13 protein-coding genes are annotated in these 22,511 nt (G+C 63.4%); 7 read left to right on the forward strand and 6 right to left on the reverse strand.

The genetic code is table 11. From position 1 onward, the window contains the following. Nucleotides 1–656: 656 nt before the first annotated feature. From JJ896_01485 to JJ896_01500, 4 genes are all read left to right on the forward strand, one after another. Nucleotides 657–3,323 carry a T9SS type A sorting domain-containing protein gene (locus JJ896_01485; protein ID MBO6778300.1) on the forward strand — a complete coding sequence of 889 codons (2,667 nt, stop codon included), beginning with the start codon at nucleotides 657–659 and terminating at the stop codon, nucleotides 3,321–3,323. A 177-nt stretch (nucleotides 3,324–3,500) separates the two neighbouring features. Then, nucleotides 3,501–4,856 (forward strand): TolC family protein, encoded by a 1,356-nt coding sequence (locus tag JJ896_01490; protein MBO6778301.1) that lies wholly within the window; start codon nucleotides 3,501–3,503, stop codon nucleotides 4,854–4,856. Nucleotides 4,857–4,887: 31 nt separating this feature from the next. Further along, a complete protein-coding gene (locus JJ896_01495; protein ID MBO6778302.1) occupies nucleotides 4,888–6,264 on the forward strand; it encodes an efflux RND transporter periplasmic adaptor subunit in 1,377 nt (458 codons plus the stop codon). 11 nt (nucleotides 6,265–6,275) lie between these two features. Next, nucleotides 6,276–7,001: an ABC transporter ATP-binding protein gene (locus JJ896_01500; protein MBO6778303.1), complete on the forward strand. Its 726-nt coding sequence runs from the start codon at nucleotides 6,276–6,278 to the stop codon at nucleotides 6,999–7,001. A 4-nt stretch (nucleotides 7,002–7,005) separates the two neighbouring features. Here JJ896_01500 and JJ896_01505 read toward each other — a convergent pair whose 3' ends face one another. The 5 genes from JJ896_01505 to uvrB form a co-directional block, all read right to left on the reverse strand. After that, complete coding sequence (locus JJ896_01505) at nucleotides 7,006–7,482, reverse strand: protease complex subunit PrcB family protein (GenBank protein MBO6778304.1); 477 nt, start codon at nucleotides 7,480–7,482, stop codon at nucleotides 7,006–7,008. A 163-nt stretch (nucleotides 7,483–7,645) separates the two neighbouring features. Next, a complete protein-coding gene (locus JJ896_01510) occupies nucleotides 7,646–10,057 on the reverse strand; it encodes a glycosyltransferase (GenBank protein ID MBO6778305.1) in 2,412 nt (803 codons plus the stop codon). A gap of 94 nt (nucleotides 10,058–10,151) precedes the next feature. Continuing rightward, nucleotides 10,152–11,561 carry an amidohydrolase family protein gene (locus tag JJ896_01515; GenBank protein MBO6778306.1) on the reverse strand — a complete coding sequence of 470 codons (1,410 nt, stop codon included), beginning with the start codon at nucleotides 11,559–11,561 and terminating at the stop codon, nucleotides 10,152–10,154. A 46-nt stretch (nucleotides 11,562–11,607) separates the two neighbouring features. Then, a complete protein-coding gene (locus tag JJ896_01520) occupies nucleotides 11,608–13,665 on the reverse strand; it encodes a multicopper oxidase family protein (GenBank protein MBO6778307.1) in 2,058 nt (685 codons plus the stop codon). Beyond that, nucleotides 13,662–15,710: an excinuclease ABC subunit UvrB gene (gene uvrB, locus JJ896_01525; protein MBO6778308.1), complete on the reverse strand. Its 2,049-nt coding sequence runs from the start codon at nucleotides 15,708–15,710 to the stop codon at nucleotides 13,662–13,664. Before uvrB ends, JJ896_01520 begins: the two co-directional genes overlap by 4 nt. A gap of 175 nt (nucleotides 15,711–15,885) precedes the next feature. On the opposite strand from uvrB, the gene JJ896_01530 reads away from it, so the two are divergent. From JJ896_01530 to JJ896_01540, 3 genes are read left to right on the forward strand one after another with little or no spacing between them, the layout of a single operon-like run. After that, nucleotides 15,886–16,998 (forward strand): FIST C-terminal domain-containing protein, encoded by a 1,113-nt coding sequence (locus JJ896_01530; GenBank protein MBO6778309.1) that lies wholly within the window; start codon nucleotides 15,886–15,888, stop codon nucleotides 16,996–16,998. 1 nt (nucleotide 16,999) lies between these two features. Continuing rightward, nucleotides 17,000–18,901 carry a response regulator gene (locus JJ896_01535; protein MBO6778310.1) on the forward strand — a complete coding sequence of 634 codons (1,902 nt, stop codon included), beginning with the start codon at nucleotides 17,000–17,002 and terminating at the stop codon, nucleotides 18,899–18,901. A 49-nt stretch (nucleotides 18,902–18,950) separates the two neighbouring features. Further along, nucleotides 18,951–20,123: an amidohydrolase gene (locus JJ896_01540; protein MBO6778311.1), complete on the forward strand. Its 1,173-nt coding sequence runs from the start codon at nucleotides 18,951–18,953 to the stop codon at nucleotides 20,121–20,123. On the opposite strand, the gene JJ896_01545 is transcribed toward JJ896_01540, so the two are convergent. Then, nucleotides 20,120–22,381 carry a TonB-dependent receptor gene (locus JJ896_01545; GenBank protein ID MBO6778312.1) on the reverse strand — a complete coding sequence of 754 codons (2,262 nt, stop codon included), beginning with the start codon at nucleotides 22,379–22,381 and terminating at the stop codon, nucleotides 20,120–20,122. The two genes, JJ896_01540 and JJ896_01545, sit on opposite strands and share 4 nt — an antisense overlap. Nucleotides 22,382–22,511: the final 130 nt, after the last annotated feature.

The raw sequence follows: 22,511 nt of genomic DNA on the forward strand, positions 1-22,511 counted from the left end.
AATCGCACCCCCATATTCCACACCGACCGCCCCCTGCCCGGCGCGTAGGTCGAATACGCCGCCGTATTACACCTGGCAAGCCCCCGGGCCGGCCCAAACATGGAATAGCGGCCCCACATTTCACTCCGCGCGGCGCCACCTCCGCTTCCCGTCCGGCGTGGCGCCCAACCGGGAGCCCGGGGCCGGGGCCCGGGGCATTCCCGCCCGGCAGTGCCGCCCCTGGCAGAGGCGACCTCGCCCAAGAGGGCCGAGCCTACGCATAGCCAGGCCTCCCGCAGCCCCAGCAGCCCCCGCGGCCCGCCGCTCGAGTGGAATCGCACCCCCATATTCCACCCCGACCGGCCCCTGCCTGGCGCCGAAGTCGAATAGGCCGCCGTATTACACCTGGCAAGCCCCCGGGCCGGCCCAATCGTGGAATAGTGGCCCCATATTCCACTGCGCCGCGCCTGCTTCGCTCCGAAGCCCAACCGGCTGGCACTATGGGCCGTTCGACCCTACGAAGCGGCCAGGGCGGACAGTAGCAGGTACATTTGCACCATGCGCCGATCCCTCCGGCGCACTCACCATCGACTCCTCGACCTGGCCGGCTGGCGTCTACATTCTGCGGGCCGCCCATCGCCCGGATCAAACCCGCATGCTAACTGTGGTACGATAGTATGAGACGCACTCTCCTCATTCTCCTGCTCCTGATGGGGTTGACCGCCGTCGCCCCCGCACAGGAACTGCTTGTCGACCTCAATACCACCCCGCGCGGCCTCTATCCCAAGAACCTGCTGAAGGGCCCTGGCGGCACGGCGTTCTTTACCGGCTGGACGGAGGAATCCGGCCGGGAGCCCTGGGTCTTTGAGGGTGGCGTAATCCGGCAACTCGTCGATCTCACACCAGGCACCGAGGGCTCCAATCTCACCTTTCACGCCGCCAACGACTCGCTGGTCTTTTTTACGAGAGACGACGCAGAACTGTGGGTTTCGGACGGCCACGAGACCAGACTGGTTACGACGTCGGAGCGCATCATTCCCTCAGGCGTGTTCCGAGACCACTTCGTCTTCGTCGATCGCGGGGATGCGTATCGCGTTCGAGCCACTGACGGTTCAAACACAGTGACCCTCTTCACCGGCGGCTACACCAGAGGACTGTATGACTGGAATGGAGGGCCGCTGGTAGCAAACGACCGGTTGTACTTCTTCGGCATCGACAACCAGGGGATCGGGATGGGGCTCTGGTCGACGGATCTGACTGAGGCCGCCACGTACCATGGGCTGGTGCAGGCCCCGGGTTCGGATGCCGTCGTTTTCGGAGACCGCATCATCTACGGCGGATGGTCACAGGAATTGGGCGATGAGGTCTGGACGGTAAACCTCGACGGCACAAACAACCAGCGGCAGTCGGAGCTGGGTGTCAACGCCAGGTGGGAAGACATCGGCGACTTCGTAGTAGGATCCGAGGAGGTGTTCTTCCTGGCGCAGGACCTGTCCACGGGGTGGGAGCTGTTCAGGACGGACGGCACTGCGGCAGGAACGGTGCTGGTGAAGGACCTGGCTCCCGGCCTGCTCGACGCCTACCCCGAAGACAAACACGCCTTCCGCGACGGTATCCTTTTCACGGCCTGGACGCCGGAGTTCGGCAAGGAGCTGTGGTTCTCGAACGGGGATCCCGACGGCACGATCATGCTTGGCGACATCGAGCCGGGTCGTTCGGGCAGCGACCCGGTCACACTCGCCGTGCGAGGAAATCGGGCCTGGTTCTGCGCGGTCACCGAGGCCACGGGGATGGAGCTCTGGGTGACCGACGGCACGCCGGAAGGCACACGCCTGGTCTCCGACTTTGCCCCCGGAGCTGCATCTTCGACGCCGGAATGGGTCGCACTCCTGGACGACTCCCTCCTGATTTCGGCTTCGACCCCCGATTCGGGGCAGCAGCTTCGAAGCCTCGACCTGACCGGCGAATCCATTGCCACGGTCGGCACCCGGATCAGCTCGGGTTCACTGGGTTCGTTTCCCGAGCATTTCGCGCGATGGGGCGAGCAGGTGGTCTTTGCAGCCAACTCAGGTCTTGCGGGCGCCCAGATGTGGCAGACCGACGGCACGCCATCCGGTACCCGACAGCTGGCTCAGTCTGACGGGACAGGAATATTCGAGACCCGGGTCGACGGGGACCGTCTCCACTGGAGAACCCTGCGAGGCGTCTGGGTGCTGAACGCAGGCGAGTCGGTTGCCACGCGTGTCTTTGAGGGCAACCTGAACAGCATGGACGTCGCGGCCGGCATGGTGGCGGGTCAGGTCTGGAGAGACGGCGCTTTCCTGATTGACGCCGAAACGGGAGAAGTGCTGGTGCGAGTGCCCGATGCCTGGAACTATGCGCTGACGGACGACGGACAGTTTTTCACGGACGACGACCACAAGCTCTATCGGTACACGCGTCAGGAGGGGCTCTCCGTCGTCATGGAGATTCCGGCCGGTGAGCGAATCCGCGATCTGCACGGTGCCGGTTCGGCTGCGTTCTTTCGACTCCTCGATGGCAACGACGGCAAGTTGTGGATGGTGGACGGCAGTGGCGCCCGCGCCATCTCCGAGCAACCACTCTCCACCACGTCTCCACTGCTGACGTTCAGGGGAGAAAGCGTCTTCCGGGGATGGCAAGGTCTCTATATCACCGATTCCGCTGCGGAATCGTTCGACATCCTCGCCTCAGGGGACTACTTCTTTCGGGAGGCGCTGGTGCACAATGACCGATTCTACTATTCCGCCTCGACGCGCCACGGGTTTGGTGTGTACGAGTCCGACGGGACGCGCACGGGCAGCCGGATCCTGGCCGGCTTCGATCAGCCCGTGGAGGTGCTGACGGTCGTCGGAGACGAGATTCTTGTGGCCGAGCGCCTGGAGCCCTACGGAACCCAGCTCTGGGTGACCGGAGCACATCGAAACACGCGTCGACTGGGCGCCGCGCTGCCAGGCGCAACCGTCGACGAAGCAGCCACTACAGACCGCGCCATCCTCTTCCGCAACGGCCATCCCGAGTCGGGCTCCGAACCGTTCGTCCTCAGCGCTACGCTCGTGCAACCAGAGCCGGACCCCATCGCCCCTGAACTCCCGGAGGACGTGGGCATCCCGTACCCGAATCCCGCTACCAAGGTGGCTCAGGTGCGCGCGCCGCTTGGCGCGACCGTTCAGGTCTTCGACATGCTGGGGCGCCTCCGCGGCTCCTATACGGGCGATGGGGAACTGGTCGATCTGAACGCCGCCTCCAGGCCGGCCGGAGTCTACATGGTCCGCACCTCCCTGGACGGGTTCGTGCGCACTTCTGCCCTCACCATCGTGCGCTAAATCAAGGCTTCTCAGCCTCTTCGCGTAACCGAGCGCCCTTACCGGTCGTAGGGAGGGCAATTACGGAGATTCTGTCACGGCATGTGGCGGGCTGCAACCGTGCGTTCCCGGAACGCGTGTACCCGCCCTTTGACCGGCAATCCCGCCTCCCACAGAAGCCAACAGGCCCCCTTTCTCATGCGCTTCCGACTTCCCATGCTGGCACTGGCCGGCATGCTTCTCCTGCCGCAGGCAGCGTCCGCGCAGACAGTGATCACGTACGAAGACGCTGTTCGCATTGCGCTCGACCAGAACGTGGCGCTCCGCAGGGCGCAGAATTCCCTGGAACTGCAGGCCACCTCGCTGTCGCAGGCCCGCGCCGCCCGACTGCCGAACCTGAACTTCAGCACGAGCACCGGCCGCAACTGGGGTCTTCAGTTTGACCTTACGACGGGACGCCTGGAGACCTCCTCCAGCGATCGGTTCTCGCTGTCCGCAAGCTCAGGTGTGACCTTGTTCGACGGGTTCGCCATGGGTGCGAACGTCGATCAGGCAGAGGCTGCCCTCGAAGCGCAGGAGTTCTCCCTGGAGAACAGCAAACAGGCTACCGTGCTCGCGGTCGGCAGCGAATACCTCCAGGTATTCCTCGATCAACAGCAAATCCGGATTCAGGAGGAAAACCTGGCGGCACAGCAGCAACAGCTCGAACGCATTGTTGAGTTTGTTCGCGTCGGCCAGCGTCCCATTTCCGACCAGTACGTGCAGGAAGTGCAGGTGGCCAACGCCGAGGCCTCACTGCTGACGGCTCAGCGCTCCCTGCAGTTGAGCGAATCCCGCCTCATCAACACGCTGCAGCTGGACCCGCTGGAAAGCTGGATCTTCCAGGCTCCGTCCCCGGACGATATCGAACTTACCCTGCGCTCCTACAACCCGGACGAGTTGCTTCGCACGGCGTATGCTCAGCGCCAGGATCTCAAGGCTTCCGAATTTCTGATTACGGCCGCCGAAGCCGGCATCACGGTGGCCAAATCCAGCCGCCTGCCTCGAGTGAGCCTCTCGGCCGGCGCCAGCACCAGCTACTCCAGCTTCGGTCGCGATCCCCTGACCGGCCAGACCGCATCTTTTGACGATCAGTTGGCCGACAACCGGTCGCGCAACATCGGCCTCAACCTGAGCCTGCCGATTTTCAACCGGTTCCAGACGCGCAACTCGGTGGAGCGGGCACAGGTCCAATTGAGCAACGCGCGGCTGGATCTGGAGAACATCAGACAGTCGATCGCGCTTGATGTGCGTCAGGCCTATCTGGACTATCAGACTGCCGTAAAGCGCCTGGAGGTTACCGAGAAGCAGGTTCAGAGTGCGCGGCAGGCCCTGGAGGTCGAGCAGGCCCGGTATGACGTCGCCTCTTCGACTCTGGTGGAACTGACGCAGGCCCGGGCCTCCTTTGTCGATGCTGAGAGCCAGCGCCTTTCGGCAATTGCCCAGTTCTACTTCCAGCAGACGCTGATCGAATTCTACCTCGGTGCCTTGAGCGCCGACAACCCACTCTTCTAGGACTTACTTCTTCCCCCAACCCTCCCTCCCAATGGCTAAGAAGAAGAACGCCACCCGGCGTTTGATCATCATTATTGGCGTGCTGGCGGTAGTCGCGCTTGGCGCCGTCGTTGTATTGAGCCAGGTGCTCGGTGGCGGCCCGGACGCGACGGCCGTGGAAATGGAGCAGGCCTCCGTGCGCACGCTGACGCAGGTCGTCACCGCCTCAGGCCGAGTGCAGCCCGAAATCGAGGTCGTCATCAGCCCCGACGTTTCGGGTGAGATCGTGGCCCTTCCGGTGAACGAAGGCGACCGCGTCTCGCAAGGCGAACTGCTGGCCCGCATCAAGCCTGACTTTTACGAGGCACAGCTTGAGCAGGCCCAGGCCAGTCTCCTGCAGAGCCGAGCCAGCATGGCGCAGCGAAAAGCGGACCTGCTCACTTCCGAGCTGGAGCTGAATCGCTCGAAGCAACTCTTTGAGAACGGAGCCATTGCTGAGGCGGAGCTGCAGACCGCAGAGAATCGCTTTGAGACGGCCAAGGCCGGACTGGAAGCCTCCGAGTATGCCGTGGCCGCAGCGAACGCACGGTTGCGGGAGTCCCGTGAGCAGCTGGCCAAGACGGCCATCTTCGCACCGATGGACGGCACCGTATCCATGCTGAATGTCGAGCTCGGAGAGCGCGTCGTGGGTACCACCCAGATGACGGGTACCGAGATGATGCGGGTCGCCAAGCTTGATGCGATGGAGATCATGGTGGACATCAATGAGAACGATGTGGTCAACATCGCCCTCAACGACTCGGCCGCCATCGAAATCGATGCCTACCCGAACCGGACCTTCAAGGGCGTCGTGACTGAGATCGCCAACTCCGCCCGCGTCGCCGGTGCCGGCACGCAGGAGCAGGTGACCAACTTCCCAATCAAGATTCGCATTCTGGATCCGCACAACGTGTCGCAGTCCACCGCTGCCGGCGTCGTCGTGGCATCCGCGGAAAGCCCGACGGCCTCGACCGCCCCGAACTTCCGCCCGGGTATGAGCGGAACGGTGGACGTCTTCACGGAGACGGTAGTCGACATCGTGGCCGTGCCGATTCAGGCGGTGACGGTGCGGGACTTCAACGCCATCGCACGCGAGGAAGCCCGTCGCAATCGCCGTGGTGCGAACGCAGACTCCACGGCCGCCACCGAAGAGGTGCCGGACGAGGAAGACCTGCGGCGAGTGGTCTTCGTCGCTGAGGACGGCGAGGCCCAGCTGATCGAAGTCGAGACCGGCATCGCAGATGACACGCACATTCAGATTACGTCCGGATTGTCCGGTGGCGAAATGGTCATCATCGGCCCGTTCCGCGCCGTATCCCGCACGCTCGAGAAAGGCGATGCGGTGACTGAAGAGCGCAGCGGCGGATTCAACCCCGGCGCACGGTCATGAGCGAGCGCCCGATCATTGAACTGAAGGGCGTCAAGAAGATCTACAAAATGGGTTCGGAGCTGGTCCGAGCCCTGGATGGCGTAGATCTCACGATCGACCGGAACGAATACGTGGCCATCATGGGCCCGTCGGGTTCGGGCAAATCCACGATGATGAACATCATCGGTTGTCTGGATACGCCGACAGAGGGGTCGTACATCCTGAATGGCCAGCAGGTCAGCGAGATGGACGACAACGAGCTGGCCAACGTGCGCAACCGCGAAATCGGGTTCGTCTTCCAGACGTTCAATCTGCTGCCCCGCGTCAACTGCCTTCAGAACGTCGAATTGCCGCTGATCTACTCGGGCAAGCGGCGTTCGGTGCGCAAGGAAATGGCGGCCACGGCGCTGGAGAATGTGGGCCTGGGAGACCGGATGACCCACAAGCCCAATGAGTTGTCAGGCGGTCAGCGTCAGCGTGTGGCCGTCGCCAGGGCCATCGTCAATCAGCCCTCGATTCTGCTGGCTGACGAGCCTACCGGAAACCTGGATACGCGTACGGGCGATGAGATCATGCTGCTCTTTGAAGCGCTGTACCGGAAGGGAAACACCCTGCTGGTGGTCACGCATGAAGAGGACATCGCCCGTCATGCCCGCCGCATCATCCGCCTCCGTGACGGACTGATCGAGGTGGACGAGCGCGTGCCCGAACCGGTGCTGGCAGGCGCGGACCTGGGCAACGTGCTGACGGAGGCCTGAGCCGCTAGGGCTGTTTCCAGGTACACTCGTAGCGCTGGGTCGCGCGTTCAAACCGGACCGGTTTGTCGTCAAACCGGCGCACGGAAACGACCTGGAACGGAAGCGCCAGGGCCGCGAGCGTGATACAGTCCCGAGCGGGCTCGTGGAACAGGTAGGTCACGACCACCTCGTCCCCCATATCCTCGACGGACTGCACCTCCACGTGGTATCCGCCTGATTCGGTGGGGATGGCCACGGCCACCACCACGGACTGGGAGAAGTCCACCCGCTTGTAGGGAGCCAGCGGCCGCAGCTGACGGGAGGCGTCCACCCAGGCCAGAGAGTCGCGGACCACGACTTCAAGCGTGTCCTGTGCCGATCCGGCCTGCCCGATAGCCACGGGCTCAAAGAAGAGGACCACTCCTTCGCTCACGATTTCGCTGTCCTCGCCGCAGGCGGAGAGCAGCACAGCAAGCAAGACGGCACAAAGAATTCGGGTCACAGTCCGGAGGTTTTGGGGCAAGACACGCGAGGTACCAAGATCGTTGCTGCGCGCGTCACGAACCTCCGGTTTTCGCGCTCGGACCCGGCTCGCGTGCCGGCAGCCGCCGCGTCAGGCGGGCTTCCGCCGTGCTCCGGATTCGGGCGGTCCGGCAGCCGCGACGTCAGGCGGCCTGCGCCAGGCAGTGGCCGCGCAGCGCCTCCAGCTGAGGTCGCATCGACGGATGACAGCGATCCGAGCTCATGAGGGACTCCAACGCCGGCAGCGCCCGTGCGAACTGCCCGGAGTACATCGCGCTGACCGCGCGCACGAACGTCGCGACCACATGGCCCGTCTCCTGCTCGAGTACGGTGGATGCACGACGGTCCGCTTCGGCATAGTCGTTCCGCGCCAGCGCCAACTGCGCCAGGGTCGTCTCCAGATCGATGCGCGCCTCCGGCACCTCATTCTGCATGCCAATGCGCTCGGCCAACAGTAGATGCTGTTCGGCCCGCTCGAAGTCCTGCAGGCTCTTGTAGGTCACGCCCAGTTGGTAGTGCAGATAGGGATCACGGGGACGCTTTGCAGCTGCCCCGGCCAGAAGGCGCAGGTTGCGTTCGGCCCGCTTTGCTCCGCCCTGCACCGTCTCGCTCATATATCCGTCGTGCAGCAACACCCACGTGGAATCCTCCACATGACCACCCGCGCGTTTGATGGACGGCAGGATCTGCTCATGAATGGGCTGCTCGTAGCGGAATCGCTCGTCGTTTCGGAAGAGTCTAGTGAGCGGCGTATCGTCGAATCGCGAGACTTCGCCTTCCGGCTTGAAGTTGCGCTGTAGCAGTCGGAACGCGTGCACGTCCTCCCGTGCGATGGCCCTGCGAATGGGCGCGACGGCCGCCTCATCGAGGACCTCGTCGGCATCGATGACCAGGATCCAGTCACCAGTCGCCAAAGACAGCGAGTGGTTGCGTGCCGCCGCGAAATCGTCCGGCCACTCCAGGTGCTCCACCCGAGCTCCGGCCCGGGTGGCAATCTCAATCGTGTTGTCGGTTGAACCGGTGTCCAGCACGATGACCTCATCGGCCACCGGCGTCACCGAAGCCAGGCAGCGGCCGATGCGCTCCGCCTCGTTCCGGGCAATCATGCACACCGAAAGCGTGGGCTGACTGAACAGCTCGCTCCATTGCGCAGCAACGGCCTGCCAGGAGAACGCTGCTCGCGCACCGGGAATCATTTCTTCCCGGATCTGCTCCTGGCGATCGGGGTCTTGCAGCATTCCAATCAGCGCCTGCAGGTAGGCCTCGCGATCACCGGCCTCGATGCAAGCGCCCCAGCGGACCGTTTCCGCGAGTGCCGCCAGATTCCAGACCACCGGCACGGCCCCGCAGGCCTGCGCCTTCATGGCGGTAATGCAACTGGTCTCCTCGAACGTCGACGGGTAGGCGAGCACGCCAGCGGCGTAGGATTCGTCGATAATACGCTGCTGGCTGACGCGACCATGCTCGTGCACGCCGGGCTGCTGCATCAGCTGCTTCATGTGCGCCACCCACGCAGCCACCTCCGGGTCGTCCATGCGGGATTCGAACCCGTGCCAGCCATAGAACACGTGCACCTCTGCATCGGGCACCGCGTCCAGCACCGCCGGCCACATCTCCAGCAGGGCCTCCAGTCCACGCTCATACGAGCTTGCGTAGAGGCAGCGTTTCGGGTTTCGCTGCTGCGGCTCGGAAGGCTCGAGGGACGCCTGATCGATCCCGTTCGCGGTGATCACAAACTTTTCGTCCGGTACGTGCGGCAGTGTGGATCGATGGAAGGCTGAGAGGACCATGATGCCCGTCACCCGGTCGACTCTTCCCCGGGTAAAGGACGCGGTTTCCGGCAGGTCGTGCAGCCAGACGTAGGTCTGCCGGGCCCGAAAGTCTGAATCAACCCACTGAATCGAGCGCCACAGCACCACGACATTGAATTGGTCCCGGATGTTGAGGTGGTCCAGGGCCTGGTAGGAGACACCGTCGTAGTCGCCCGCTTCCTCTCCGACATTGGCGAAGACGGTCACCTTCCATCCTTCGGCGGCCAGGCAGCGCCCCAGCCGGATGACGGCTTCCTCGCTCCCGCCGACTCCGCGGGCCAGGCTGCGCGGTGACCAGGTATGCCCCGTGGGTCCGCAAAAGATCGCTATCTCGTCGGCGGCCCAGTCCCGCTCAGCCCGAGTTTCGGCAAGCGTCGTCTCCACCGTTTTCTCCTTCAGAGCGCGTAATTCGGCGATTTTGTCCGGATCGAAGGCTACCGACTCCAGAATGCCGATGGCTGCATCCAGTCCTGCGGGATCGCCGGTATGGTGACAGAGAAGGCCAAAGGCGTGAAGCACCACGGGCTGTGGACCACCCTCCTGCTGCAACGCCGACTGCACCAGCGTAACGGCCTCGGTGAGCCGGCGCTGGTTCATGTACAGGCGCGCCAGAACGGCGACGATTTGACCGTTGCCAGGCTCGGCTTGCAGGGCCTTCAGCCAGCAGGCCTCAGCCTCGTCGAATTGGCGCTGGGAGAGCAGATCCGCGCCACGCTGGAGCAGTTCGTGAACGGTACCGGACATCGTGTCGGGACGGGTGGTTCAGGATGTGCCCACCCTACCGACAAACGGGGTGCCAATCCCGTCAGATCGTAGCCGGCTTCACTCCGGAGCCGCCCTACCGAATGCCGACTTCGCCGCGCACCGCTTCAATCATCGCAGCCGAGTCATAGCCGATCCCGTTGCGGAACACCAGCCTGACTCCCCGGATCTCGGTCGGGTTAGCCGCCGGGTCTCCCTCGATCACCACAAGGTCTGCCTCCTTGCCGACCTCCACGCTGCCGGTTGCGTCCTCGATGCCCAGGATGCGGGCCCCGTTCAGCGACATGATCTGCACGGTCTCCTCAGCAGAAAAGCCGGCCTCACGCAGCAGCTCGTAGTTACGCTGATCGCCAAATCCGGGTAGGGCACCGCCGTACCCGGTGGGATCCACACCTGCCCCCAACAGACCCCCGGCCGCGACAAACGCGCGCTCGAACGCCTGCGCCCTGGGAAAGAGCTCGCGCCACACTTCGGAGTTCTGCTCCGAAATGGCCGCGCGGGTCAGGAGAAAATCGGAACGGGTGCCCTCCGACATCGCGTCCAGCGTGCGCTGCTCCAGGGGCGGGCGATTCGGCACAAACATCTCGTAGACCGCCAGCGTGGAGGTCATCGGCACGCCCGCATCGATCATCGCGCGAAATGTGGACTGGATCTCATCCGACTCCATGTCCACCTCCAGCAGCGAGTTCCTGAAGTCGCCCGGGCAGGTGTCCGGGGCGCGGTCCGCATCGTAATCCGTATTCGTAAAGAAGCCGTGTTCCAGATTGTCGATGCCGGCCGCGACGGCCTCCTTGAAGGAGACCGAACACAGGTGTCCCGTGACCTTCACACCGTGCTTGTGGGCCTCATCGACGGCAGCCGCCAGCTCCTCGCGGGTGATCAGGGTGTAGGCCTTGATCCAATCGACCCCCTCTTCTGCCCAGTAGCGTACCACCCGGCGGGCATCCTCCGCAGTCCCGAGACGCGTCATGTAGGTCATGCCTTCGCCGCCGGTGATGTAGGGACCGGTCACAAACATGCGCGGGCCCGCACGCTCGCCAAGCCGCACGGCCTCTTTGAGGTTGATTTCGCTGTAGGGGTGGTAACTCCCCGTGGTCCTGATGGTGGTCACGCCCGAGGCCAGGTACAACAGCGGCGCCGTCTCACTGGCCTGCACGCGCCGGGCCGACGTGGTGTAGAAGGTGTGGTTGTGCAGACCCACCATGCCCGGGATCACGGTGTGGCCGGCGAGGTCGTGCCTGCTGGCAAACGGCGGAATGTCCACATCCGTACCGACAGCAGAGATTCTTCCCCCTTCGATGAGCACCGTGACCCCTTCCATCGCGGCGCTCCCCGTGCCGTCAATCAGGCGCACGTTTTCAAGAGCGATGGCCTCCGCATCCTCCACCACAAACTGCTTGGCCGCGGGGCCCATGTTGGCGGCACGTTGGGCCAGAGCCGGCAGCGCCAGGACCGAGATCAGAAGACTGAGTAGTGCAGCTCGCATGGTGGGGACTCGAATGATGGGTCCCGAAAAAGTAGAGCCGACCGGGCTACTGATCCACTTCGAATACCATGCGCATGCCTGAAGACAGGTGTTCGGCGATGTGGCAATGCACCATCCAGGCCCCGGGATTCGACAATTCCAGCAGGATCTCCACTTCCGCGCCTACCGGCACCAGCACGGTGTCTTTCCACGCCCGATGTGTGTTTGGCTCTCCGTTGACGGAAAGCACGACGAATCGCTGGCCGTGGATATGGATGGGATGCTGCATGGCGTGTGGACTGTCCGGGTCGTTGAACAGGCGCACGCGCACCAGATCGCCTGCCCGAAAGCGCCAGGACACATCCATGTTCTCCTCCCCCGCCTGCGGATCCCGAAGCACCCATCGTACTTCCCGAGCCGAGGACACCCAGTTCATGTGTGGCATGGTGCCCGTCCACTCGACCGGATTGAAATAGCTCTGATCGAGCAGCATCATTTGACGCACGATGGCCGGCAGGCCTGCCGTCTCCAGCCTCAGCTCCAACTCCAGCTCCGGCAAGCCTGCCAGCAGGTCCGCTTCGAGCAGACCGGGCACATCGGCCGCCGGTGTCGGGCCGTGCCGCCTCAGGGTGCCGGGCTGGGCCGCGCCGACCTGCAGGACACCCAGCGTGTCCACCGTTGAGAAGAACCGGCCTCGCCCGTGATCAATCGACTGCACACGATTCGTGATCGCAAAGCGGCCGGGCGCTTCCGGCATGACATCCACCACGTAGCGCTCGGCCGGTGCAATGACCACACTTTCCGTCCAGGCGGGCTCTGCGAAGGGGCCCACGTCCGTAGCCACCACGCGCACCGCATGACCATCAATGGACCAGTTGAAGGTGCGAGTGTTGGATACGTTGGTCAGAAAGAGCCGCAATGTGCTACCTGCCGGCGCACTCAGGTCGTGGCGAGGCTCGCCATTGACCAACAGCCGGTTTCCGAAGCGCCCCATCAGGGCGAAGTTCGCCTCCTCATCGCCAAAAGGCAGCAATCCGCCGTCCCGCCCCAGCAGAACGTCATCGAGCATGAAAACCGCTTCGTGATCCGATGGAGGGAGCCAGTCCGCATCCACCCGGATGTTGCCGAAGAGCCCCAGATCCTGCCACACATCCTCGCGGTGGTGTGGGTGGTACCAGTACAGGCCGGCATCCGGAAAGCGAAGCCTGTATGTAAACGTGCCCCCTGGCGGAATGGGATCCTGGGTGAGGCCCGGCACGCCGTCAAACGCATTCTCCAGTCGCAGCCCATGCCAGTGCACGGCGGTCTCCGACGGTGTTCGGTTGGTCACAATGACGATGATCTCCGTGCCGCGATCCACGCGGATCAGCGGCCCGGGAATCTGACCGTTGTAGGCGAAGCCAGGCACAGCCCGCCCGTGCACGACGCGTGTGACGGGTGAGGCCTCCAGTCGTAGCGTGTCCCCATCGGCAAGCCGCACTTCCTTGCGCACCTCCGCCTCCGGCCCGGCAAGTTCGGGCAGCCAGGGCGAGACGGTGGGACGCGTCCGGTTCATGCCGGGCATCATGCGCACACCGGCCACCATGGGCGGCGGCGTCCACGGCCCCGCCCCCGGTTCTGCCGGCATGAAGGCCGACAGTCCCATGAAGCCATGAGCCTCCATGCGGGTGCTTGGAGAAAGCCCGCGCATCACGAGTGGTCCTCGCCGCTCGGCCGTGAGCGTGTCCGGCTCGGCGGTAACCCAGAGCATGTACTTGTTGCGGGCAACGACTCCGGTACGAACCGTACCGTTTCGCACGATCCCGAGTGGCTGCAGCCGGTTCAGGTCGGGATCCACCACCCAGGCCCGGTATACCGCGTAGTCGCCCAACTCAGACGGCGCCGGAAGCCCCTGCAAAGCGAACTCGGTCTCATACCGGTGTCGGCCGTCCCGATCCACAGCTACCGTAAACGGGCTGCCGGCAGGCCGGAGCAGGCGCACGGACCCCATCGCCCCATAGACGCGCGAGGCGGGCTCCAGCCGAATGCAATAGTCGTCTCCGGCGACACAGGCGTCCTGCGCCTGGATCGGCACGGCGGCCAACAACAGGGCGACGACTGCCAGGTGCCGGCAGTGCCTGATCATGCGATCTTGAGCGCGGCTTCCAGTTGCGCGATGCTGTCCCGCAGCTGCGCGGCTTTCTCGAACTCAAGGTTCTCGGCCGCTTCCAGCATCTGGTTGCGCATCTGGACCACCAGGTCCTTCTTCTGATCGTCGTCCAGGTACTTCACGACCGGATCAGCCACAACCAGGTTTTCGTCCGGACCGTCGTAGTACTCCTTGCGGCCGGTCTCGTCGCTCTTCTCTTCAGCGATGATCGTGCCCTGGCGGATCTGATCCTTGGACTTGAGCACCGTCCGGGGCACGATGCCGTGTTCCTCATTGTAGGCGAGCTGGATGGCCCGTCTGCGCTCGGTCTCATCCATCATGCGCTCCATCGATCCGGTGATCGTATCGGCATACATGATGATGCGGCCGTTGGCGTTTCGGGCCGCGCGCCCAGCTGTCTGAATCAGCGAACGATCCGAGCGAAGGAACCCTTCCTTGTCGGCGTCCAGAATGGCTACCAGGGAGACTTCAGGCAAATCAAGCCCCTCGCGCAGCAGGTTCACGCCGATCAGCACCTCGAACTCGCCCAGGCGCAGCCCGCGCAGGATTTCCACGCGCTGCAGCGCATCGATATCCGAGTGCAGGTAGCGCACCTGCACGCCGTACGAGCTCAGATAATCGGCCAGATCCTCGGCCATGCGTTTGGTCAGCGTGGTGACCAGCGTGCGCTCGCCCCGCTTGCTGACCTCTTTCACCTCGTGCAGCAGATCGTCGATCTGACCTTTCGAGGGCCTGATGGTGACCTCGGGATCGGGAATGCCGGTGGGACGGATGATTTGCTCCACAAACACGCCACCACACTGCTCGAGCTCGAAATCTCCAGGAGTCGCGCTCACGTACAGCACCTGGTCCTGGGCGGCTTCGAACTCCTCAAAGGTCATCGGCCGGTTGTCGAGCGCGCTGGGCAGCCGGAATCCGTGCTCCACCAGGGTCAGCTTGCGAGCACGATCTCCGTTATACATGGCGCGGACCTGAGGCAGTGTGACGTGGCTCTCGTCAATTACCATCAGGAAATCGTCCGGGAAGTAGTCCAGCAGGCAGTACGGCCTATCGCCAGGATTCATGCCGGTCAGGTGCCTGGAATAGTTCTCGATGCCCGAGCAGTAGCCCACCTCGCGCATCATCTCCATATCGAAGAGCGTGCGCTGCTCCAGCCGGTGCGCCTCCAGCATCTGTCCGTTCTCCCGGAGTACTGCCAGTCGCCAGTTCAGCTCGTTCTCGATGGACTTGACTGCCGCCTCGATTTTCTCCTTGGGCGTCACGAAGATCTTCGCCGGGTAGATCGTCAGAAACTCCTCATCGGACACATCCTGCCCGGACTTGACGTCGAACACCGTGATCTTCTCCACCTCGTCGCCCCAGAACGCAATGCGGTACGCGCGGTCCTCGAAGTAGGCTGGAAACACCTCGACCACATCGCCCCGAACGCGAAATGTGCCCGGCACGAATTCCACATCGTTGCGGCTGTAAAACACCGCGATCAGCTTGCGCAGGAGCTCATTGCGCTCGATCTGCATGCCGTCATTGACCTGCACGATCTCCGACTTGAACTCCTCAGGCGAGCCGAGGCCGTAGATGCAGGAGACACTGGCTACCACAATGACATCGCGCCGTCCCGAGACCAGTGAGCTGGTTGCCCGCAGACGCAGTCGATCGATGCGGTCATTGATCGACATGTCCTTCTCGATATACGTGTCCGAGTGCACGATGTAGGCCTCGGGCTGGTAGTAATCGTAGTAGGAGATGAAGAACTCGACGGCGTTGTTCGGGAAGAACTGCTTCAGCTCCGCGTAGAGCTGCGCCGCGAGGGTCTTGTTGTGGCTGATCACCAGGGTAGGCCGCCCGGCCTCCGCCACGACATTGGACACCGTGAAGGTCTTGCCTGTGCCCGTCGCCCCGAGCAGCGTCTGGTACCGGTCGCCCCGATCGAGCCCTTCCAGCAGTTCTCGAATAGCCTTCGGCTGGTCGCCGGTCGGGCTGAATTCGGATTCGATCTGGAACGCTGAGGTCGGGACTTGCATGGCGGCCTCTTCCACGTTGGGGCGATGGGCAGGATCCTCGGGGAAGTCGGTATCCGGGTTGCCGCTCCCCTTTGCACGGCCCGCCTGTGCATTCGTGGCAAGAAACTGTGTGTTTTGGGCTTCAGGCGCGCGCCGAAATGCCGATAACAAAGCAGTCTCATCCCCCCTGTTTGCCATGCAGATTCATCAGCAGACCTGGCGCCCTGGCGAAGAACTCACCCCTGGCGATGCCCAGTGGGTGCTCGCCTTCGGCAGTCGCGACCAGATATCAGACGCATTCTCCAGCATCCGTGCCGCCTACCCGGAGGCCGTCATCGTTTCCGGATCGACCTCCGGGGAGATTTACGACACGGAAGTCTCCGACGACCGGGTGACCATCACTGCCGTGACGTTCAAGAAGACGCGTGTTCGGGCTGCCTCCATGTCCATCGAAAAGGACGACTGCAGTCACCGTGCCGGGGTCGAACTCGCCGAGAAGCTAAGCGCGGACGACCTCCAGCATGTCTTCGTCGTGTCTGACGGACAGTTGGTCAACGGCAGCGCCCTGGCCAAGGGGTTCAACGAAACGCTCCCGGAGAACACACTCCTCACCGGCGGCCTCGCCGGCGACGGCACCAAATTCGAATGCACCCTGGTCGGCCTGGACGGCCCGCCGAAGTCGGGGCAGATTGCGGCAGTCGGCTTCTATGGCGATGCGCTCTCGGTAGGCTTCGGATCCTCCGGCGGATGGGCCCCCTTCGGTCCCGTGCGCACGGTCACGTCCTCCGAGGCGAATGTGCTGTATCAGCTGGACGGCAAGTCTGCGCTGGAGCTCTACAAACTGTACCTCGGTGACCAGGCCCAGCACCTCCCCGGTTCGGCCCTGCGTTTCCCGCTGTGTCTCATGCTCCCCGACGGACGGCGCCTTGTGCGCACGATTCTCTCCGTCAACGAGGAAGATCAGTCGATGACGTTTGCAGGCGACGTGCCGCATGGCACCAGCGTTCGCTTCATGCGTGCCTCGTACGAGGATCTCGTGGACGGTGCTGCCTACGCGGCCGAGCATGCGGTTCGCGGCCTGGAAGGCCACTCTCCGGAGCTCGCTATCCTGGTATCCTGTGTCGGACGGCGGATCGTGCTTGGTCAGCGAACCGAAGAGGAAACCGAAGTTGTGCGCGAAACCATTGGGGCAGCGGCCAAGATGACCGGCTTCTACTCCTACGGCGAGCTCGCCCCGACGGCCCACGCCGATTGGTGCGAACTGCACAACCAGACGATGACCATTACGACGCTCAGAGAAGCTGCGTAACATGCATCGTCTCCTGAAGCGCCAGATTCGCAAGTATCTGGGCGAAGGCGACACCCCGGAAGATCTGCAGGCTTTCCTGCAGGCTGTCAGCGACGCCTACACCCAGTACGACTCGGACCGAAAGGTTCTGAGCCGTTCGATGGACCTCAGCTCCAGCGAGCTGTATGAGGCCAATCAGCGGCTCACCGAGGAAGCAGCGAATCAGGCCCTGGTTCTGCGGCGACTGAAGAACTCGCTCCGCTCCCTCCAGCTCACCGAGTCGGAGCAGGATCTTGCGGACGAGAACGTGCTGTCCATCGTGACCCTGCTGCAGGATCAGATTGACAGGCGGAACGCCGCTGAGGACGCGCTTCGGGAACGCGAGCGCAAGCTTCAGCTGATTCTCGAGGCATCTCCGGACGCAATCATGCTGCTGGATGCCGCCGGGCAGATCACCAGTTGGAACGAGAGCGCCTCAAAGACCAGTGGATTCTCAGCAGACGAAGTGATGGGGCAGCGTCCTGTTGCCTTCGTGGTGGAGGCAGATGTGTGGGAAGAGTCGCTTCGAGAAGCCGCCCTGACCGGCTATGCGCGCACAGAAGGTTGGCGTCGTCGCAAGGACGGCGGCATGTTCTGGGCCGAGGCCACTACCACCGCACTCCGTGATGATGCCGGTCGACTGACGGGCTACGTAGAGATTGCGCGTGACATGACCGAGCGGCGGCGCGACGAAGAAGCGTTGCGGCTCACCAAAGAGGCGGCTGAGGCCGCATCGCACGCCAAGAGTGAGTTTCTGGCCAACATGAGCCACGAGATTCGCACGCCCATGAATGCCGTAATAGGCATGACGGGCCTTCTGGAGGACACGGACCTCTCCGGGGATCAGCGTGATATGGTGCAGACCATTCAGTCGAGTGGCAACGCGCTACTCTCCCTGATCAACGACATCCTGGACCTATCCAAAATTGAGGCAGGCAAGTTGACCTTTGATGCAGAGCGCTTCGATTTTCAGGCCTGCGTTGCCACAACGCTGGACGTCTTCCGCCCGCTGGTCAACGCAAACAGTGTGCGTCTCAACCTGCGGTATCAGGCCGGAGCCCCCAACTGGGTGACCTCGGACGAGACGCGGTTGCGCCAGGTGCTCTTCAATCTGGTCGGCAATGCCGTCAAGTTCACGGAGTCTGGAGAGATCTCGGTGGCCGTCTCGGCGCGCGCACGGGAAGGCCAGGTGTGGTATCACGTGTCGGTTTCCGACACGGGGATCGGCATCGACGGCGCCAAACTGCGGTCCATCTTCGCCCCCTTCTCACAGGTAGAGGATGCCTACAACCGCACAAAGGAAGGCACCGGACTGGGACTTGCCATTTCGAAGCGACTCGTGGAGGCGTTGGGCGGCGAAATATGGGTCGACAGCAAAGTGGGCCAGGGAAGCACGTTCCACTTCACATTTGTCGTCCCGGAAACCGAGCAGGAGTCAACCCGAAACGCCGATGTCAAAACGGATCGCGAGCCGAGGCGCGCCTCCTTCGACATCAAGGTGCTGGTAGTGGAGGACAACCCGACCAATCAGCGTGTGGTGTGCAAGCTGCTGGAGCGCGCGGGCGTCTTTGCCGATGTGGTGGAGAACGGTCTCCAGGCCGTGGAAATGGCCAAGGTCGAGTACTATGACCTCTACTTCATGGACCTGCAGATGCCTGTCATGAACGGCCTGGACGCGACCATCCAGATCCGGGATATGCACATCAAGCAGCCGCACATCTGCGCGCTCACGGCGAACGCCATGCCGGAAGACCGCGCGCGATGCCTGAAAGCCGGGATGGACGACTACCTCTCGAAGCCTGTGACGCTTGCCGACCTGAAGCAGGCGCTCTCGCGCTACCAGGAAATCAAACGCACCGAACGCGGCCTCGGGCTGGGAAGCTGAAACCTGCCGGAGCGGACCGCATCCAAGCGGCGCACAATCTCCGGTCCCCATGTCGCGCCTGCTTCCCCATGCCTGCCTGTCCCTCATCCTGAGCGCCTGCGCCGTATCTGAAGCCGATACGCCCCAGCAAGAAGTCCCGTGGGTGTTGCCTCCTGAGCTGGCTGCCGAAGCCGAGAAGCTCGACGGCATGACCATCGAGGAATACGAACCGGTGTCCACGCTGCGTGTGCCAGGATTCGGCGTACCAACCGCGCAGTTCCCGTTCGTTGATGTGCATGGGCACTGGTTTCGCGCGCCCGCCTTCACGGAAGGTGCAGTGGATACGCTGGTGGCACAGTTCGACTCGCTGAATCTGGCGGTGAGCGTCAACCTGAGCGGCGGCACCGGGGATCGCCTCGAACAGGCGATCGCGAATACAGAGGGTCGACATCCCTCCCGCTTCGTCACGTTTGCCAACGTGCCCTTCGACAGCGTCGGGGCACCCGGATGGACGGAGCGCGCGGTGGCACAACTGGCCCGCGATCTGGACGCCGGCGCCCGCGGCCTGAAGATCTACAAGAACCTGGGTATGGACGTGCAGGATGTGGACGGCAACCGCGTTGCGGTGGATGATCCCCGTCTCGACCCCATCTGGGCACTGTGTGGCGAGCGCGGCGTGCCGGTCCTGATCCACACGGCAGACCCGGCGATGTTCTGGCAGCCCCGAAACAAGCACAACGAGCGATGGCTCGAGCTGAAACTTCGGCCACGGCGGTATCGCCCCGCGGATCAGTTCCCGCCGTTTGATACGATCATCGGCGAACAGCACAACCTGTTCCGAAACCACCCGAATACCACCTTCATCGCCGCCCACCTCGGATGGTTGGGCAGTGACCTGGACCAGCTCGGCGGCCTGCTGGATGAACTACCGAATGTCTACACCGAGATCGGAGCGGTCGTGCAGGAACTCGGTCGGCAGCCACGCCACGCCGCGGCCTGGCTCGAACGCTACAAGGACCGGGTTCTCTTCGGCAAGGACTTCTACAACCCGGTGGAATTCCACACCTACTTCCGGGTGCTCGAGACCGATCACGAGTACTTCCCGTACTACCGCAAGTACCACGCATTCTGGCGGCTGTACGGACTCAACCTCCCTGACGATGTGCTTCGTGCCGTCTACTACGGCAATGCAATGCGCATCATCCCCGGCCTGGATGAGTCGCTGTTTCCCGCGGCAGGCTAGCGCAGCTCCAGCTTCATCCCTACCGACGGCACAACCGGCAGCTGGTCCACCCGCCGATAGGTATACAGGTCGAAGTAGAACAGGTTGGACCGGTTGAAGACGTTCAGGGCACCCGCTCGCAGCGTGCCCACGTATCGCCCGCGTTCGATGCGCCGCTGAATAAACACGTCTGCGCGGCCGTAGGTGGGCTGCCGTGCCGAATTGCGCTCGGCGTACAGCAGTCGATCCTCTCCCGCTTCCCACGCCACGTCTACATCCGGCGTGAACAGGTACCACTTGTCAAACCCGGCCGATGGGGTGAACGGCAGACCGGACCCATATTGCGCCTGTACGGACAAACTGACTTCTCCTTTGGAGACAGTGATGACGCCCTGCGCCAAATGCCGCCGATCGTGGCCTGGGGGGAAAACGGCGCCCGAGTCGGTGGTGTACTCCACCTTGCCGAGCGAGTAGCTCACCCGTCCGCCGATCTGGCTTTCCCGCACGAACTCCTGGCCGGTGAACTCCAGACGGACGTCTGCCCCGTATGCCTGTCCGTCTGCTGACTCGAGCCGCGTATTGAACCGCGGAAACGCACTGAAGATCGGGATGCGCAGGTCTGCATAGTCCTTGAAGTACCCCTCGACGGCCAACCGAACGCCGGCCGGCAATGTGCCGGACCAGCCGAGCACTGCGTGCATGGACTGCGGAAGGGACTCGCCATCCACCGGCATCCAGGCGGTAAACACATTCCCGAGATCCCGCTGATCATTCAGGCCGATCAGTGCCTGGTGGAACAAGCCCCACGATGCCGACACCTCATGCCCATCGGCCACGGAGGCCGCGACCCGCAGACGAGGCTCAAACACAGACTGCGACAGATCCGGCACGGAATACCAGCGCAACCCTGGCGTGAGCGTCAGCAGTCCTGCCCGGGCCTCCACCGAGAGATAGGCCGCAATCTCTTCCAGGGCGGCCGAACCGCGATTCGGTACGTCGTCGAACTGCCCGTCCATGAAGTAGGCTGTGTCCGTGGCCCGGAACAGGCCTCCCAGGGCGACTTCCCCACCCGAGAGGAAGTAGACCAGATCCGCCTTCAGGTCCAGGCTCTCGATTGAAGACTCGCGCTCGAGCTGCTCAGCCGGACCGAACTCCTGCGTGCTGGACGATAGTCCGCCCGAAAGCGTGAACTGCGCCGGCATGAAGCCCGGGAAATACTCGTAGCGCGCACCAAAGACCGTGTTGGTCCAGGCGATGCGGGTCGAGTCCGTGTCTGGCGTCGCCAGGGCATCCCCAAGAAACGTCTTCTCCGTGGCGGCGAGGTCCCCGCGATCAAACGTGTGCAGACCGGTGATGGAGAGTCGGTGCTGGCGACCAAGCAGCGCGTGAACCTTACCGAATACATCGCCGAACCGGTATGCCATGCGCTGGCCGAAGAAGTCCGGGGTCAGCTCCTCCACCAGGGAACGCCGTCCCGACAGCAGAAAAGAAGCCCTTCGGGTCAGCAGGGGCCCCTCCAGTCTCAAGCCACTAAGAAACGGTGCCAGCGCCGCCGCTCCGGCAAAGTCCTGCTTGTTGCCGTTGCGTGCCGTGACATCCAGCACCGAGGACATGCGCTCGCCGTAGGCGGCGTGGTAGCCACCGGTGTAAAAGTCAGCGCCGTCTATGACCTCCTCCGGAAAGGCGGAAAACATGGACAGTACGTGCAACGGGTTGTAGACGGGGATGCCGTCCAGCAGCACCTGGTTCTGGTCCGGCGCCCCTCCCCGCACGTGGAAATGACCACCCCGGTCACCGGGCAGCACAACGCCCGGGACAGTCTGCAGATACGCGGCGAGGTCCCCGGACACCCCAGGCACCGGAATCCGATCCACATCCGACGGCCGAATGGTCTCCAGGCCCGCTGCGACCGCGGCAATGCCGCTTTCGACCTCCGCAACCACCAGCGCCTCCTCGAGCTCTCCGGTGGCGGGTTCGAGCGCAATCGAGAGGTCACGGAGCTCGCCGGCCGTTACCGAAATCGTTTCCTCCCGTGTCTGGTAGCCTACAAAAGAGACGCGCAGGGTGTAGGACCCGATGGGTACCCGGCGAAGCGTGAAAAAGCCGTCGCCGTCTGTGGCCTCCCCGAGCAATGCGCCGGCACGCTCCAAGACAACTGTGGCCCCTTGCAATGCGGTTTCGGATTCGGCGTCCGTAACGAAACCCCTGACGGTGGCCGTCTGGGCAGCAGCACCCGTGACACAGCTGAATAGCAGCAGGACAATAAGGAGACGGCGCATGGGTCGGTCGGCAAATGGCCCGGCAATCTAGACGGTGTTCGCCAATGCCGTTGGTGCACGCATCCGCGAGCGGTTCCATGCGCCCGGTGACCCGCCGTTCAGGCGGCCGACTCGGAGGCGTCACCCGGTT

This window comes from Rhodothermales bacterium (genome assembly GCA_017643395.1).
GTDB lineage: Bacteria > Bacteroidota > Rhodothermia > Rhodothermales > UBA10348 > JABDJZ01.

Bases quoted from the DNA above. Each gene is read 5' to 3' on its own strand.
- JJ896_01485 (MBO6778300.1), top strand. From the start codon at position 657: ATGAGACGCACTCTCCTCATTCTCCTGCTCCTGATGGGGTTGACCGCC.
- JJ896_01490 (MBO6778301.1), top strand. From the start codon at position 3,501: ATGCGCTTCCGACTTCCCATGCTGGCACTGGCCGGCATGCTTCTCCTG.
- JJ896_01495 (MBO6778302.1), top strand. From the start codon at position 4,888: ATGGCTAAGAAGAAGAACGCCACCCGGCGTTTGATCATCATTATTGGC.
- JJ896_01510 (MBO6778305.1), bottom strand. From the start codon at position 10,057: ATGTCCGGTACCGTTCACGAACTGCTCCAGCGTGGCGCGGATCTGCTC.
- JJ896_01515 (MBO6778306.1), bottom strand. From the start codon at position 11,561: ATGCGAGCTGCACTACTCAGTCTTCTGATCTCGGTCCTGGCGCTGCCG.
- JJ896_01520 (MBO6778307.1), bottom strand. From the start codon at position 13,665: ATGATCAGGCACTGCCGGCACCTGGCAGTCGTCGCCCTGTTGTTGGCC.
- uvrB (MBO6778308.1), bottom strand. From the start codon at position 15,710: ATGCAAGTCCCGACCTCAGCGTTCCAGATCGAATCCGAATTCAGCCCG.
- JJ896_01530 (MBO6778309.1), top strand. From the start codon at position 15,886: ATGCAGATTCATCAGCAGACCTGGCGCCCTGGCGAAGAACTCACCCCT.
- JJ896_01535 (MBO6778310.1), top strand. From the start codon at position 17,000: ATGCATCGTCTCCTGAAGCGCCAGATTCGCAAGTATCTGGGCGAAGGC.
- JJ896_01540 (MBO6778311.1), top strand. From the start codon at position 18,951: ATGTCGCGCCTGCTTCCCCATGCCTGCCTGTCCCTCATCCTGAGCGCC.
- JJ896_01545 (MBO6778312.1), bottom strand. From the start codon at position 22,381: ATGCGCCGTCTCCTTATTGTCCTGCTGCTATTCAGCTGTGTCACGGGT.